Annotated in this window: 15 protein-coding genes; all 15 read left to right on the forward strand. The window is 39.8% G+C overall.

Annotation, left to right across the window (positions count from 1 at the left end; translation table 11 throughout):
• Window positions 1-191: 191 nt before the first annotated feature.
• The 15 genes from abpA to HSISS3_RS00565 all read left to right on the forward strand — a co-directional run bounded on the left by abpA (window position 192) and on the right by HSISS3_RS00565 (window position 15029).
• Window positions 192-830 carry an amylase-binding adhesin AbpA gene (abpA, locus tag HSISS3_RS00495; protein WP_021151344.1) on the forward strand — a complete coding sequence of 213 codons (639 nt, stop codon included), beginning with the start codon at window positions 192-194 and terminating at the stop codon, window positions 828-830.
• Window positions 831-916: 86 nt separating this feature from the next.
• A complete protein-coding gene (gene srtB / locus HSISS3_RS00500) occupies window positions 917-1753 on the forward strand; it encodes a class B sortase, LPKTxAVK-specific (RefSeq protein WP_021151345.1) in 837 nt (278 codons plus the stop codon).
• Between the two features lie 168 nt (window positions 1754-1921).
• On the forward strand, window positions 1922-3139 hold the full coding sequence (locus HSISS3_RS00505) for a CapA family protein (protein WP_021144892.1): 1218 nt from the start codon (window positions 1922-1924) through the stop codon (window positions 3137-3139).
• A 378-nt stretch (window positions 3140-3517) separates the two neighbouring features.
• A complete protein-coding gene (locus HSISS3_RS00510) occupies window positions 3518-3784 on the forward strand; it encodes an ACT domain-containing protein (RefSeq protein ID WP_002888272.1) in 267 nt (88 codons plus the stop codon).
• Window positions 3785-3802: 18 nt separating this feature from the next.
• The gene (locus HSISS3_RS00515) at window positions 3803-5140 is read left to right on the forward strand and encodes a PFL family protein (protein WP_002888271.1); all 1338 of its coding nucleotides are present in this window, start codon (window positions 3803-3805) and stop codon (window positions 5138-5140) included.
• A 115-nt stretch (window positions 5141-5255) separates the two neighbouring features.
• Window positions 5256-5960 (forward strand): histidine phosphatase family protein, encoded by a 705-nt coding sequence (locus HSISS3_RS00520; RefSeq protein WP_008536268.1) that lies wholly within the window; start codon window positions 5256-5258, stop codon window positions 5958-5960.
• Complete coding sequence (locus tag HSISS3_RS00525; RefSeq protein ID WP_021151346.1) at window positions 5947-6744, forward strand: M15 family metallopeptidase; 798 nt, start codon at window positions 5947-5949, stop codon at window positions 6742-6744. The genes HSISS3_RS00520 and HSISS3_RS00525 overlap by 14 nt, the downstream gene beginning before the upstream one ends.
• Complete coding sequence (locus HSISS3_RS00530; RefSeq protein ID WP_021151347.1) at window positions 6741-7325, forward strand: glycoside hydrolase family 73 protein; 585 nt, start codon at window positions 6741-6743, stop codon at window positions 7323-7325. The genes HSISS3_RS00525 and HSISS3_RS00530 overlap by 4 nt, the downstream gene beginning before the upstream one ends.
• A 188-nt stretch (window positions 7326-7513) precedes the next feature.
• Entirely contained in the window at window positions 7514-8548 is a 1035-nt protein-coding gene (gene hrcA, locus HSISS3_RS00535) for a heat-inducible transcriptional repressor HrcA (protein WP_021151348.1), read from the forward strand.
• Window positions 8549-8586: 38 nt separating this feature from the next.
• Complete coding sequence (gene grpE, locus HSISS3_RS00540; RefSeq protein ID WP_021151349.1) at window positions 8587-9099, forward strand: nucleotide exchange factor GrpE; 513 nt, start codon at window positions 8587-8589, stop codon at window positions 9097-9099.
• Between the two features lie 477 nt (window positions 9100-9576).
• Window positions 9577-11400 (forward strand): molecular chaperone DnaK, encoded by a 1824-nt coding sequence (dnaK, locus tag HSISS3_RS00545; RefSeq protein ID WP_002888263.1) that lies wholly within the window; start codon window positions 9577-9579, stop codon window positions 11398-11400.
• Window positions 11401-11823: 423 nt separating this feature from the next.
• Window positions 11824-12960: a molecular chaperone DnaJ gene (gene dnaJ / locus HSISS3_RS00550; RefSeq protein WP_008536278.1), complete on the forward strand. Its 1137-nt coding sequence runs from the start codon at window positions 11824-11826 to the stop codon at window positions 12958-12960.
• A 103-nt stretch (window positions 12961-13063) separates the two neighbouring features.
• Complete coding sequence (gene truA / locus HSISS3_RS00555; RefSeq protein ID WP_021151350.1) at window positions 13064-13810, forward strand: tRNA pseudouridine(38-40) synthase TruA; 747 nt, start codon at window positions 13064-13066, stop codon at window positions 13808-13810.
• Entirely contained in the window at window positions 13803-14564 is a 762-nt protein-coding gene (locus HSISS3_RS00560) for a bifunctional hydroxymethylpyrimidine kinase/phosphomethylpyrimidine kinase (protein WP_021151351.1), read from the forward strand. Before truA ends, HSISS3_RS00560 begins: the two co-directional genes overlap by 8 nt.
• Window positions 14565-14582: 18 nt before the next feature.
• On the forward strand, window positions 14583-15029 hold the full coding sequence (locus tag HSISS3_RS00565) for an ECF transporter S component (protein WP_021151352.1): 447 nt from the start codon (window positions 14583-14585) through the stop codon (window positions 15027-15029).
• Window positions 15030-15549 lie beyond the last annotated feature (520 nt).

Here is a 15549-nt window from a genome sequence, read left to right on the forward strand (position 1 = left end):
ATTAAAAACCGTTAATTATTTTTGAGCAATAATATCCCCTTCGACTCCTTTATTCGTAGGAATTGTAGTGTATATTAAAAATTTAAAAAAGTTTTTAAAAAATTGTTGACATACCTCTAAATAGTGTTATAATCTATAAATGTCAGGCAGTCCTGATGTAAATATAATGATCCATTAGAGGAGACACAATTATGAAAAAAGTATTGCTTACTTCAGCTGCAGTTCTTGCCCTTTTTGCAGCAGCAGCGCCAGCAGTGGCAGATATCAATGGTGGAGCTAACACTCCAGGAGCATATGATCAACCAACAAATGGTGGTGGTGTGAATGATGCATACAACTCTCAAACAGAGTTTGCAAATGCTCGTAAAGTAAATGAGTACTTGGCAGGACACCAAGAAGATATTGATGCTGAAGCAGCTCAAGATCCAGCAGTAGTTGCAGCTAAATCTGAGTTTGATGCAGTTGAAGGTGGATCACACCTTTACACTGAAAAGAAAGAAGCTTACGAATCAGCTTTGAATACTGCTCGTAACAATGTTCGTAACCGTTACACTGAAGAACTTCAAAAGAAATGGAATACAGCTTCTAAAAAAGAAGGTAACTATTACATTTTGAATGAAACTCCAGAACAAAAGAATGCTCGTTATGAAGCAGAACATGGATCTCAAGCAGAGGATAAAACTGCTCCATCACAAGAAGATGTGAAAAAAGCCCAAACTTCAGCAGAAAAAGTTAAAAAAGCAGAAGCAAAATCTGAAGCAGCTAAAGAAAACAAATCTGGCTCTAAAGCAGAAGCAAAAACTCTTCCAAACACAGCAGCAGTTAAATAATTAACCGTTATTGCTGAAAAGAATATCACTGGGGCTTAGGCTTCGGTGATATTTTTCTATAGATAAAGAAAAGGATTTCATATTTCATGAGTAGTCATAATCGTAAATCTACTGGATCTCGCAAAAAACTGGTTGCTGGGATTTCAGCTTTAGTGATTGCTGCTTTGGCAATTTTCCTTGGCTTCCAGTACTTGTCGCCAACAGCGTCATCTTCCAATGGTATTAAGAGTGCTTTGACTACCAAAAAAGCAAGCACTTATAAGGTTTCAGGTGAGGAAAAATCTTATCTAAAGAACAAGTTTGATGGCCTTACTGCAACTAACCCTGACACCATAGCCTATATTTATGCACCAGGTACAAAGTTAGATGAGCCTGTTGTACAAACTAAAGATAATTCTACATATCTAGATAAAACATTTGAAGGAGGTAATGAACCTCTGTTTGGTACTGTGTTTATGGATATGGACAATAAGAAAGACTTTAGTGACCGCTTGACTTGGCTCTTTGGTCATGCTCGAGGAAGTCAGGTAGAAGACCACCGTATGTTCAATGATGTTAACTATTACAGCGATCAGTCATTCTTCGACCAACACAAATATGTTGTCGTAGAAACACCTCAACGTAAGTATTATTATGAAGCCCTTGCGATGGTCATCGTACCTGAGGATACAGCGTTTTATCGTACGTCCTTTAAAGATGATAAAGACTTTAAGGAACAATTGGATATTATTTATAATACAGCCGATGTTAAAAACAAGGATTTGAAGGTTAGTGCTTCAGATAAATACCTCGTTCTTTCTACTTGTCGTGAGGAGGATGAAACGATTCGTGCTAATCTCTACTTGCGTCAAATTCCAGATTCTGAAATGACAGATTTTGTTGCTAAGCATGGCAAAGATTTGGAATATACACCAACACGATAATGATTAATAGAACTCTACTTCTGCTGAAGTAGGGTTTTTATCTTGTTTCGAAACAGCTTCTATGCTTGTCAATCATTATAGAGGTGAGATGTAATCGTTTATTAATCTTATTTACGATTTATGGATAACTTTTTTTGGTACACTAGAAGTGTGAAAAAGGAGATTATTATGGAACAGAGCCGTGCTAAAAAGCGTGACATTGCAATGACTAATAAGATTTTGATGGGGTTGATTGCTCTCGTCTTAGGTTTGCTTTTTCTTGAAATTTTAATTGTTAATGGGAATAATGAACAGCGGAAAAATGGTTCGAATCAAGTAAAGACGGCACGTATCATGGCAAATGGTGACTTGCTTTACCACGACGGTCTTTATATGAGTGCCCTTCAGGAAGATGGTAGCTATGATTTTACGGAAAATTTTACTTATGTGAAACCGTGGTTAAAGCAGGCTGATTTGGTTTTGGGTGATTTCGAAGGGACCATTAATCCTGATTATCCTCTGTCGGGTTATCCCTTATTTAATGCTCCTCAAGCAGTGACTACGGCAATCAAGGATGCTGGCTATAATGTCATGGATTTGGCCCACAACCATATTTTGGATTCTGGTTTAGAGGGGGCTTTTACAACAGCTAATGCCTTTAAAAAAGTAGGTATTGACCCTATCGGTGTTTATGAAAAACCTGTGCGTGACAAGGCACCCCTACTCATCAAGAATGTTAATGGTATCAAGATTGCGATACTCTCCTATTCTTATGGTTACAACGGTCTGGATTCAAATCTGACTAAGAAAGAGGTTGCGGATCATTTGTCGAATCTAGATGAAAAACGTATGAAGGCTGAGATTGAACGTGCTGAAAAAGAAGCTGATATCACTGTTATCATGCCACAGATGGGTGTCGAATATCGCTTGGAACCGACAAAAGAGCAGATTACCCTTTATCATAAGATGATTGATTGGGGGGCTGATGTTATCTTTGGAGGACATCCTCATGTGGTTGAGCCGTCTGAGGTGGTTAAAAAAGATGGACAGCAAAAGCTTATCATTTACTCGATGGGGAATTTCATCTCTAACCAGCGTATAGAGACAATGGACGGTGTGGATAGCGCGAAATGGACAGAGAGAGGTGTTTTGATGGACCTTACTCTTGAAAAGAAAAATGGTCAAACCACGATTAAGACAGCTCAAGCGCATCCAACCTGGGTTAACCGTACACCTAAGGGAACAGTTTCACCAGAAGGTTATCCTTTGTATACCTACCAAACCTACATCTTAGAGGATTTCATCAAAGGTGGAAAATATAGAAATCAACTAGACGAAGAAACCAAAGAACGTGTGGATACTGCCTATAAAGAAATGAATGCTCATGTTAATTTAAAGTGGAAATAAATTGATAATATCACCTGAATTGTATTGATCTCAAAAGTTAGATTTTTTCTGTCTAACTTTTGGGATGCCGTTCAATTGGGGTGGTTTTTTTATTTATCGACAAGTTACCCACAGAGTTATCCACAATTGTGGATAAGTCAGTGGACAGTGTGCATCATTGAATTTTTAAGATGAGAAATCATAAAAAAGACTGACGCTGTAAATTTAGTTATCCACACGTTTTTAGATATTGGTATGAATCTAATTCATAAACGATACTAGCTAAAACGGGTGAAAATATTCGTCTTTTTCGCTTAAAAAGGTATATTTTCTATAAAAAATAGCCTTTTTACGTAAAATATGCTAAAATTATACAAAATAAAATGATGGAGGCTTGTCATGAAAGCGATTATTACAGTTGTAGGTAAGGATAAAGCGGGTATTGTTGCAGGAGTTGCGACTAAGGTTGCAGAGCTTGGCTTGAACATTGACGACATTTCCCAAACAGTCCTTGATGAGTTCTTTACGATGATGGCAGTGGTATCATCAGAAGATAAGCAGGATTTTACTCACCTACGTGGTGAATTGGAAGCCTTTGGTGAATCATTGAACGTTAAAATCAACATCCAAAGTTCAGCGATTTTTGATGCTATGTACAACTTGTAAGATAGGAGTAGCTAAAAAATGGATATTAAACAGGTTACAGAAACCATTGCCATGATTGAGGAACAGAACTTTGATGTTCGTACCATTACCATGGGAATCTCACTCCTTGATTGTATTGATTCAGATATTGATAAGGCTGCGGAAAAGGTATACAACAAGATTGTTTCTAAAGCTAAGAATTTGGTAGCAGTTGGTGACGAAATTGCAGCTGAACTTGGTATTCCAATTGTTAACAAACGTGTCTCAGTTACGCCAATCTCAATCATTGGTGCAGCGACAGATGCGACAGACTATGTACCATTTGCCAGAGCACTTGATCGTGCGGCTAAAGAAATCGGTGTTAACTTTATTGGTGGTTTTTCTGCCCTTGTTCAAAAGGGCTACCAAAAAGGTGATGAGATTCTTATTAATTCTATCCCACGTGCGCTTGCTGAGACTGATTTTGTCTGCTCATCTGTAAATATCGGTTCAACAAAAACTGGTATTAACATGACGGCAGTACGTGACATGGGACGTATCATCAAAGAAGCTTCTGAAGCAGATCCAATGGGTCCAGGTAAATTGGTCGTCTTTGCTAATGCGGTTGAAGATAATCCCTTTATGGCAGGTGCCTTCCATGGTGTTGGTGAGGCTGACGTTGTAATCAATGTTGGGGTTTCAGGCCCTGGTGTGGTGCAGCGTGCTGTTGAGAAGGTTCCAGGTGAAAGCTTCGATGTTCTAGCAGAAACAGTTAAGAAGACGGCTTTTAAAATCACACGTGTTGGTCAGTTGGTTGGTCAGATGGCTAGCGAACGACTAGGCGTTGAATTTGGTATTGTAGACTTGTCTCTTGCACCAACTCCAGCAGTAGGTGATTCAGTGGCTCGTGTACTTGAAGCAATGGGTCTTGAAGTTGTTGGTACGCATGGTACTACTGCAGCTCTTGCCCTTCTTAATGACCAAGTTAAAAAGGGTGGTATCATGGCATGTAACCAAGTCGGAGGTTTGTCAGGTGCTTTTATCCCGGTTTCTGAAGACGAGGGGATGATTGCAGCTGTTAAGTCTGGTCATATCAACCTTGAAAAATTGGAAGCTATGACGGCTATCTGTTCTGTTGGTTTGGATATGATTGCTATTCCAGCTGATACGCCAGATACAACAATTGCAGCTATGATTGCTGATGAAGCCGCTATTGGTGTCATTAACCAGAAAACAACAGCTGTTCGCATCATTCCTTATGGTAAGGAAGGTGATATGCTTGAACTTGGTGGTCTCCTTGGCTATGCGCCAGTAATGAAGGTAAATAAAGCTTCTTCGGCTGATTTTATAGCGCGTGGTGGTCAAATCCCAGCTCCTGTTCATAGCTTTAAAAACTAAAGTGATGATAAGTGCTTTACCGATTGGTGAAGCATTTTCTGATGGTTTCGCTAGCTAGATAGTCAGGTAGATTTGTGCTATAATGAATTCAAAATGACGGAAAGAAGGGGGCGCCATGAGTAAGGTTAAGTTGTATATTGCGAGACATGGAAAAACCATGTTTAATACTATTGGACGTGCGCAAGGTTGGTCCGATAGTCCTTTAACGCCATCTGGGGAAGAGGGCATTCGTGAGCTGGGTGTAGGTCTAAAAGCGGCAGGTATTCCTTTCAAGTCTGCCTATTCTAGTGATTCGGGACGTACCATTCAAACCATGGACATTATCTTACGTGAGACTGGTTTTGAGAGCATTCCGTATAAACGGGACAAGCGCATTCGTGAGTGGTGCTTTGGTAGTTTAGATGGTGGCTACGATGGCGAACTTTTCTATGGTGTGCTACCGAGAACAGATGCTTTTCAAGGTAAGGATTTATACGAAGTGAGCTACCCCGAGCTTGCACAGAGTATTCTTGATGTGGATACGGCTGGTTGGGCAGAACCTTGGGAAGTTCTTAAAAAACGTATTATAGAGGGTTTTACAGCTATTGCAGAGGATGTGTTAAAAGCTGGTGGTGGTGATGCTATTGTCGTCAGTCACGGCATGACTATTGCGACCCTAGCTTGGTTAATTGACCCTTCTGTCGAACATCCTTCATTAGATAATGGTTCGGTAACTGTCGTTACATATGACAATGGGAAATTCACATTAGAAACGCTTGGCGAGATGACTTATCGTCAGGTTGGACGAGAGATAATAGAAAAAGAAAATGGCAAAAAATAAGTATCCAAGTCGTCGTCAGACGAAAAAACAAACCAATTGGTTTTTGATTGTTAGTAGTGTCTTGATTGTAGTATTGCTAGTTGTGGCGGGAGCCTATTCACTATTTGGTGTGCATCATACGGTTCAACAAACCAGTGGAACATCAGTCACAAAGAGTGACAAGCAAACTGCAAGTGCAACTCAGAGTAAAGATACGAAAGGACTTCCTGATGTATCACCGAAAGACTGGGAATTGCTTTTGGTAAATCGAGACAATAAGTCTAAAGAGCTTAATCCAAAGATTGCAGATGTTGATGGTATTTCCGTAGATTCCAGAATTGCTAAGAACGTCAAAGAATTTTTAGCAGCAGCTCAAGAAATTGATCCAAGTTATCATCTCATTTCAGGTTACCGCAGTGTTGCTTATCAAACAGAACTTTATAACACCTATGTTCAACAAGAAATGGCTACGGATCCAAGTTTGACGAAATCTCAAGCAGAGAAAAAGGTTCAAACGTACTCACAACCTCCTGGTGCTAGTGAACATCAAACAGGTCTTGCAATTGATATGAGTACCGTTGATAGCCTAAACGAAGCAGATCCTGATACGGTTGCTAAGGTCAAGGAGTTAGCACCAAAATACGGCTTTGTTCTTCGCTTCCCAGAGGGAAAGGCGTCATCAACAGGCGTAGATTATGAGGACTGGCATTTCCGTTATGTTGGTGAAAAGTCGGCAGAGTATATGACCAAGCATGACCTTACCTTAGAAGAATATCTGGCACTATTAAAGGAGAAGACTAAGTGAGACGACGTTTTAAACTAAAAGCCTTCATAATCTTAGTTGCTGTTTTCGCTCTAGGTATCCTTTTGCCACTCATCTTGCATGCGTCTACGGATGACAATGCTCGTTCAGTCAAAGTTGCCTACACACAGAAAGAATTCGTTGACAACTTGGCTCCTACAGCGCAAAAGATGTCCAAAACCTACGGTGTACCTGCCTCTATTCTCCTTAGTCAAGCGGCGTATGAGTCTAATTACGGTAGCAGTCTTTTGTCGGTCAAATATCATAATCTATATAGTCTATCTGCTCAGCCGGGTCAGGAGCATATCCTTCTGAAAGATAACGTTTATAGTAAAGGTAAATGGCAATATCAAAAGGTAGATTTTGCAGTCTTCAAGGATTGGTCAAGTTCTATGTTGGCTTATTTGGAAGGTCTTCGTCAGGGAAGATGGGGTGAGTCAACCTATAAAGAGGTAGCAGAAACGACTAGTTATAAAGTTGCGGCGGAAAAATTACAAGCTGCAGGTTTCAACAGTGATCCGGACTATGCTAAGCATCTCATTTCTATTGTTGAAACCTATCATTTGTCAAAATATGATCGCTGAGATTAAAATGCCCCTTGAGGGTATTTTTTATTTTTCTAGGTCTTTAGATGTATTTTTAGCACTCTTGTAAAAAGAGTGCTAATTTTTTTGGTTTTTTGTGTTGACATGTTAGAGTTTAGGTGTATAATAGAATCATAAGTTAGCAGTCGGCATATGAGAGTGCTAATAAATAGAAATGAGGTGACATCGTGATTACGCAAAGACAAAATGCTATTTTGAATTTGATTGTTGAGATGTTCACTCGTACCCATGAACCAGTTGGTTCTAAAGCTTTGCAAGAATCTATCGATTCAAGTTCAGCGACTATTCGAAATGACATGGCCAAGTTAGAAAAAATGGGTTATCTTGAAAAAGCCCATACTTCTAGTGGGCGTATGCCAAGCCGAGCAGGTTTTCAATATTTTGTCGCTAACTCTTTGAATCTTGATACGATTGATGAGCAGGATGTTTATCAGGTTGTCAAGGCCTTCGACTTTGAGGCTTTTAAACTTGAAGACATTTTGGACGCAGCAGCAAAGTTGCTGGCAGAAATGACAGGATGCACAGCAGTGATTCAAGATGTGGAACCGACAAGACAGCGTCTGACGGGGTTTGAAATCGTTCAGTTGTCTAATCATGATGCTTTAGCAGTTCTTACTTTGGATGAATCTAAGCCGGTGACAGTTCAGTTTGCTATTCCGAAGAATTTCTTGTCTAGTGATTTGGAAATTTTTCATAAACTTGTTCAAGAACGTTTCTTGGGGAACACTGTTTTAGATATCCATTATCGATTACGGACAGAGATTCCTCAGATTGTGCAAAAGTATTTTAAAACAACAGATAATGTTTTGGATTTGTTTGATTATATCTTTTCACAACTCTTTAGGGAATTGATTTTCATCGAAGGTAAGGTTGCATCATTGACCTATGCCGATTTAAAAACTTATCAGTTTTTGGATAATCCACAACATGTGGCGCTTGAGCTTCGATCAGCTATCTCCGATGATGAAGTGACCAAGGTTTCGGTTGCTGAATTAACTGAAGAAGCTCTTGAAAATATAACAGTCATCAGTCATAAATTCCTGATTCCTTATCGTGGGATGGCACTTATGCATGTGATTGGTCCTGTTGAAATGGATTATCATCGCATGATTAGTTTGGTCAATGTTATCGGTAGGGTTTTGGTTATGAAGTTGACGGATTATTATCGGTATCTCAATAGTAACCATTACGAAGTTAACTAATATATAAAGTTTAAAAAGTATAGAAAGAGGTGTATGCCTTGACAGAAGATATTAAAAAAGAAGAAGAAACTACTGAAACAACTGAAAAAGTTGTAGAGGAAGCAAAAGACCCTTCTGAACTTGAAGAAGCACAAGCGCGTGCAGAGGAGTTGGAAAACAAATATCTCCGTGCCCATGCAGAAATGCAAAATATTCAGCGTCGTGCAAATGAAGAACGTCAACAATTGCAAAAATATCGTAGTCAGGATTTGGCAAAAGCTATTTTGCCATCATTGGATAATCTCGAACGTGCTCTTGCCGTTGAAGGTTTGACTGATGATGTTAAAAAAGGTTTGGAAATGGTACAAGAAAGTTTGATACATGCTCTTAAAGAGGAAGGAATCGAAGAAATTCCAGCCGATGGTGATTTTGACCACAACTTCCATATGGCTATTCAAACCATGCCAGCAGATGATGAACATCCAGCAGACACCATTGCACAAGTCTTCCAAAAAGGCTACAAACTTCATGAACGCGTCCTACGCCCAGCCATGGTAGTGGTTTATAACTAGGATACAAAGCCCGTAAAAAGCTCACAGTAAAAATAGGAGATTGACGAGGTGTTCGATGAACACAAGGAAATCTATCTTTTTTACCCAGAGCTTAGGGCGTGTTCAACTAGGCAATTCTGACGGTAGTTAAAGCGACTCGTCAGAAAACGGCAGTCGCTATGGCGTTTGCCTAGCCTCCTTACTAACTCGTCGTCGAAATAATATTGATTTCGACTCCTCGTGTTGTAACATAATAGGAAACTTGTCCGAAACGACACTAAACTATGAAAGAAAGATAAGAAGCAAGCCATAGGCTTGCAAAGCAGATATTTCCCGTCGTGGTGAAAGTTTCAGTAGCGTGTGCTACTGAAACAGGGGATTTTTGAGACAGTAGGCTCAAAAATAAGTGATGAAATCCCGAAGGGAGTTGCTCACGTCCCCACCACTTAAGGGAAGTATCAAAAAGAAAAAAGAAGATAGATTCAAGGAGAAAAACATATGTCTAAAATTATTGGTATTGACTTAGGTACAACAAACTCAGCAGTAGCAGTTCTTGAAGGAACTGAATCAAAAATTATCGCAAACCCAGAAGGTAACCGTACAACACCTTCAGTTGTTTCATTCAAAAACGGTGAAATCATCGTTGGTGACGCTGCAAAACGTCAAGCAGTCACAAATCCAGATACAGTAATCTCTATCAAATCTAAGATGGGTACTTCTGAAAAAGTTTCTGCAAACGGTAAAGAATACACACCACAAGAAATCTCAGCTATGATTCTTCAATACTTGAAAGGTTACGCTGAAGATTACCTTGGTGAAAAAGTAACCAAAGCAGTTATCACAGTTCCAGCTTACTTCAATGATGCACAACGTCAAGCAACTAAAGACGCTGGTAAAATCGCTGGTCTTGAAGTAGAACGTATTGTCAACGAACCAACAGCCGCAGCTCTTGCTTACGGTTTGGACAAGACTGATAAAGAAGAAAAAATCTTGGTATTCGACCTTGGTGGTGGTACGTTCGACGTATCTATCCTTGAACTTGGAGATGGTGTCTTTGATGTATTGGCAACTGCAGGGGATAACAAACTCGGTGGTGATGACTTTGACCAAAAAATCATTGATCACATGGTTGAAGAATTCAAGAAAGAAAACGGCATCGACTTGTCAACAGACAAGATGGCTCTTCAACGTTTGAAAGACGCAGCAGAAAAAGCTAAGAAAGACCTTTCAGGTGTCACTTCAACACAAATCAGCTTGCCATTCATCACTGCTGGTGAGGCTGGACCTCTTCACTTGGAAATGACATTGACTCGTGCGAAATTTGATGATTTGACTCGTGACCTTGTAGAACGTACTAAAACTCCAGTTCGTCAAGCCCTTTCAGATGCTGGCTTGAGCTTGTCAGATATTGATGAAGTTATCCTTGTCGGTGGTTCAACTCGTATCCCAGCCGTTGTAGAAGCTGTTAAGGCTGAAACTGGTAAAGAACCAAACAAATCAGTTAACCCTGATGAAGTTGTTGCCATGGGTGCTGCTATCCAAGGTGGTGTGATCACTGGTGATGTTAAAGACGTCGTTCTTCTTGACGTAACACCATTGTCACTTGGTATTGAAACAATGGGTGGAGTCTTTACAAAGCTCATCGACCGCAACACTACGATTCCAACATCTAAATCACAAGTCTTCTCAACTGCAGCAGACAACCAACCAGCCGTTGATATTCACGTTCTTCAAGGGGAACGCCCAATGGCAGCAGATAACAAGACGCTTGGACGTTTCCAATTGACAGATATCCCAGCTGCACCTCGTGGTATCCCACAAATTGAAGTAACATTCGACATCGACAAGAACGGTATCGTATCTGTTAAAGCGAAAGACCTTGGAACTCAAAAAGAACAACACATCGTTATCCAATCTAACTCAGGCTTGACTGATGAAGAAATTGAAAAAATGATGAAAGATGCCGAAGCAAATGCTGAAGCAGATGCAAAACGTAAAGAAGAAGTAGATCTTCGTAACGAAGTCGACCAAGCTATCTTTGCTACTGAAAAGACAATCAAAGAAACAGAAGGTAAAGGTTTCGATACAGAACGTGATGCTGCTCAATCAGCCCTTGACGATCTTAAGAAAGCTCAAGAATCAGGAAATCTTGATGACATGAAGGCTAAATTGGAAGCTCTTAACGAAAAAGCTCAAGCTCTTGCCGTTAAACTTTACGAACAAGCTGCAGCAGCACAACAAGCTCAAGCAGGAGCAGAAGGTGCACAAACAGCCGATAACTCAGGTGACGATGTCGTAGACGGAGAGTTTACGGAGAAGTAAGATGCAAAGCCCGTTAAAACCTCACAGTGAAAATAGGAAATCTGACGCAGAAACTTTAGTTTCTAGGAAGATTTGTCTTTTTCACCAAGAGGTTAGGGCGTGCTCGATTTAGCCGAAACTCAATTCAGATTTACTAGTTCTAAAACAAAGTATAATCGACTTTGTTTTAGAACATCGTAATGATAAAAAGAAATCCAGAGGTTGCAAACCAGCCTCTGTTTTTCGGTAAAATAAGTGAAGTAAATGCAAGATATGCTTCTGCTTCATGTTGTGAAAAATAAAAAAGAAAGGAACAAAGAGTGTTCGTTGGTGAACACGGGCTATGAACCAAGCCAGAAAGATAGCTAATTAAAAGGTCCATTTATCCCTCTTAAAAACTATTGTTTTGGCTTTCTTCATTGGATGCCCTTTGTATCTTAAATTATGAACAATACTGAGTATTACGATCGTCTTGGGGTATCTAAGGATGCCTCTCAAGATGAAATAAAACGTGCCTATCGTAAGATGTCTAAGAAATACCACCCAGACATTAATAAAGAACCAGGCGCAGAAGAAAAATATAAAGAGGTCCAAGAGGCCTATGAGACATTAAGTGACGATCAAAAACGTGCAGCTTATGACCAATATGGACCTGATGGCGCTAATGCAGGCTTTGGTGGTCAAGGTGGCTTCGGTGGTTTTGACGGTGGAGCAGGCTTCGGAGGCTTTGAGGATATCTTCTCAAGCTTCTTTGGTGGCGGTGCTGCTCGCAATCCGAATGCTCCTCGCCAAGGAGATGACCTTCAGTATCGTGTCAACCTAAGTTTTGAAGAGGCTGTTTTTGGTGCTGAAAAAGAAGTTCACTACAACCGTGAAGCGACATGTAAGACATGTTCAGGATCTGGTGCAAAACCGGGAACAAGCCCTGTAACCTGTGGTCGCTGTCATGGTCAAGGGGTTATCAATGTTGATACGCAAACACCACTTGGGGTGATGCGACGTCAAGTAACTTGTGATGTCTGTCATGGAACAGGTCAAGAAATCAAGGATCCTTGTCAAACTTGTCATGGAACAGGACATGAAAAACAAAGCCATAAAGTATCTGTCAAGATTCCAGCAGGTGTTGAAACAGGTCAGCAAATCCGTCTTGCTGGTCAAGGTGAAGCCGGATTCAATGGCGGTCCTTACGGAGATCTCTTTGTCATCATCAATGTAAATCCAAGTGACAAATTTACTCGTGACGGATCAACGATATACTACACTCTTAACATTTCCTTTGTTCAAGCAGCTCTTGGTGACACTGTTGAAGTACCAACAGTTCATGGAAATGTTGAGATGACTATTCCAGCTGGAACTCAAACAGGTAAAACTTTCCGTCTCAAAGGTAAGGGTGCCCCACGTCTTCGTGGTGGATCACAAGGAGACCAACACGTTACAGTGAAGATTGTGACACCTACGAAGCTCAATGATGCTCAAAAAGAGGCTCTTCTCGCCTTTGCCAAAGCAAGTGGTGATGAAAAGATTGCCCCACAGAAAAAAGGGTTTTTTAACAAAGTAAAAGATGCTTTAGAAGACCTGTAATGAAAAGACGCCTTGAGCGTCTTTTTTTACCACAAAAACTGTATGGGGTCAATTTATAGCCTAACCACTTTTTATCCTCAATTAAATTTGATATGATAGGCTTATGGTTAGATACAAAGCAATAATTTCCTATGATGGTACACTTTTTTCAGGTTTTCAAAGACAACCAGACGCTCGCTCTATTCAGGAGGAAATTGAGAAAACGCTATTGCGGCTAAATAGTGGCACACCTGTAGTAGTTCACGGAGCAGGTCGAACGGATGCTGGTGTTCATGCCTATGGACAAGTTATTCACTTCGATTTGCCTCAGGAGCGGGATCCAGAGAAGCTGCGTTTCGGTTTAGATACGCAATGCCCAGATGATATTGATATTGTTAGTATCGAACTTGTATCAGAAGATTTCCATGCACGTTACAATAAACATAGTAAGACTTACGAGTTTCTAGTAGATGCAGGCCGTCCTAAAAATCCTATGATGCGAAATTATGCCACCCATTATCCCTATCCACTAAGCTTAGCTCCTATGCAAGAAGCTGCCAAAGATTTGGTTGGTACGCATGATTTCACAGGTTTCACAGCTTCGGGTACCTCTGTAGAAAATAAGGTGCGCACAATTACCCAAGCTCGAGTCTCAATTGATGAAAAAACTGGATTCTATGTCTTTACTTTTTCTGGCAATGGTTTTCTTTATAAGCAAGTTAGAAACATGGTCGGAACATTGTTGAAAATTGGAAATGGTCACATGCCTATTTCTCAAGTTAAGACAGTTTTGGAAAGTTGTGATCGTAATCTTGCGGGACCGACAGCATCAGGTAATGGATTATATTTGAAGGAGATAAAATATGAGTGATGAATTAATTTTAGCCATTTCAGGTAATGACATTTTTAGTGGTGGAGGGCTTCACGCAGACTTAGCAACATTTACAACCAATAAGCAACATGGCTTTGTAGCTTTGACTTGTCTGACAGCGATGACGGAACATGGTTTTGAGGTCATTCCGATTGATAGCAAGGTCTTTAAGCAACAACTGGAATCACTAATAGATGTGCCTTTCTCAGCACTTAAAATTGGGTTATTACCAAACGTTGAAATCGCAGAGCTAACTTTGGATTTTGTTAAGAATCATCCTGGAATTCCAATTGTTTTGGACCCTGTATTAGTTTGTAAGGAGACCCATGACGTTGAGGTTTCTCGGCTACGTAATGAATTGGTTAAATTTTTCCCATATGTTACAGTCATAACTCCAAATTTACCAGAAGCTGAGCTCCTTATTGATAAAAAAATCCATACTCTTGACGATATGAAGAGTGCAGCATGTATTTTAAATGAATTAGGTGCTAAGACAGTCATCGTTAAGGGTGGTAATCGTTTAAATAATCATAAAGCAATAGATGTCTTTTATAATGGAAAAGACTATAAAATCTTTGAAGAGGCTGTATTGGATAAAAATAATACAGGTGCAGGTTGTACATTTGCCTCTAGTATAGCAAGTGAACTAGTTAAGGGATATTCAGAAATTGACGCTATAGCTAATGCTAAAGCCTTTGTTTTTGAATCAATTAAACAATCAAATGAGTTTGGAGTAGTTCAATATGCAAAATGATAAAACAAAAAACTAACATTGTTAGCTGTTTTAACAGCGTTGTCAGTCACTTTTGGATTTGTAGCTAAAATCCCCACACCAACAGGATTGTTGACTTTGGTAGATGCAGGTATCTACTTTACCGCCTTCTATTTAGGTAAAAAAGAGGGAGCTATTGTAGGAGGTTTATCAGCATTTCTGATTGATCTCTTATCGTCTGCTCCACAATGGATGTTTATTAGTTTACTGATTCATGGTGCGCAAGGATATTTTGCTGGATTTAAGGGAAAATATCGTATTGTAGGTTTGTTACTTGCTACAATTTCAATGGTTGGTGGTTATGCTCTTGCTTCAATATTTATGTATGGAATAGGATTTGCCGTCGCAGAAATCATACCGAATTTCTGTCAGAACACTCTAGGGATACTAATCGGTTGGATATTATATCAAGGATTCCAAAAGGTTCAATCTAGAAAAGGGAAATAAGTTTCGTTAAAAACATATTGACATCCAATGTAATGAATGATAAGATATGAAAGTTGTCTCAAGTAGACTGACATTAACTTAAAATAGTTCTAAAACTTTAAAAAAGTTATTGACAAGGTAAGCAAGAGATGATAATATAAATAGGCTACATCGGAGGATGAAGCAGAGACACGAGGAAGTTTGGAAAAAACTTTTCAAAAAGTGTTGACAAGATATTCTAGATTTGCTAGAATATAGGAGTTGTCTTAAGAGAGACAAAGACCTTTGAGAACTGAATAAGAAACCAAGTGCAGGGTTATGATAGAAGAAATTATAACCTGTCAATTTACAAGAAAAAAACGTCAGAAGACGGAAATGAGTTAACGCTCGAACGATTATTAAAGAATTTAATGAGAGTTTGATCCTGGCTCAGGACGAACGCTGGCGGCGTGCCTAATACATGCAAGTAGAACGCTGAAGAGAGGAGCTTGCTCTTCTTGGAAGAGTTGCGAACGGGTGAGTAACGCGTAGGTAACCTGCC

Source organism: Streptococcus sp. HSISS3, from assembly GCF_000448605.1.
Lineage (GTDB): Bacteria > Bacillota > Bacilli > Lactobacillales > Streptococcaceae > Streptococcus > Streptococcus raffinosi.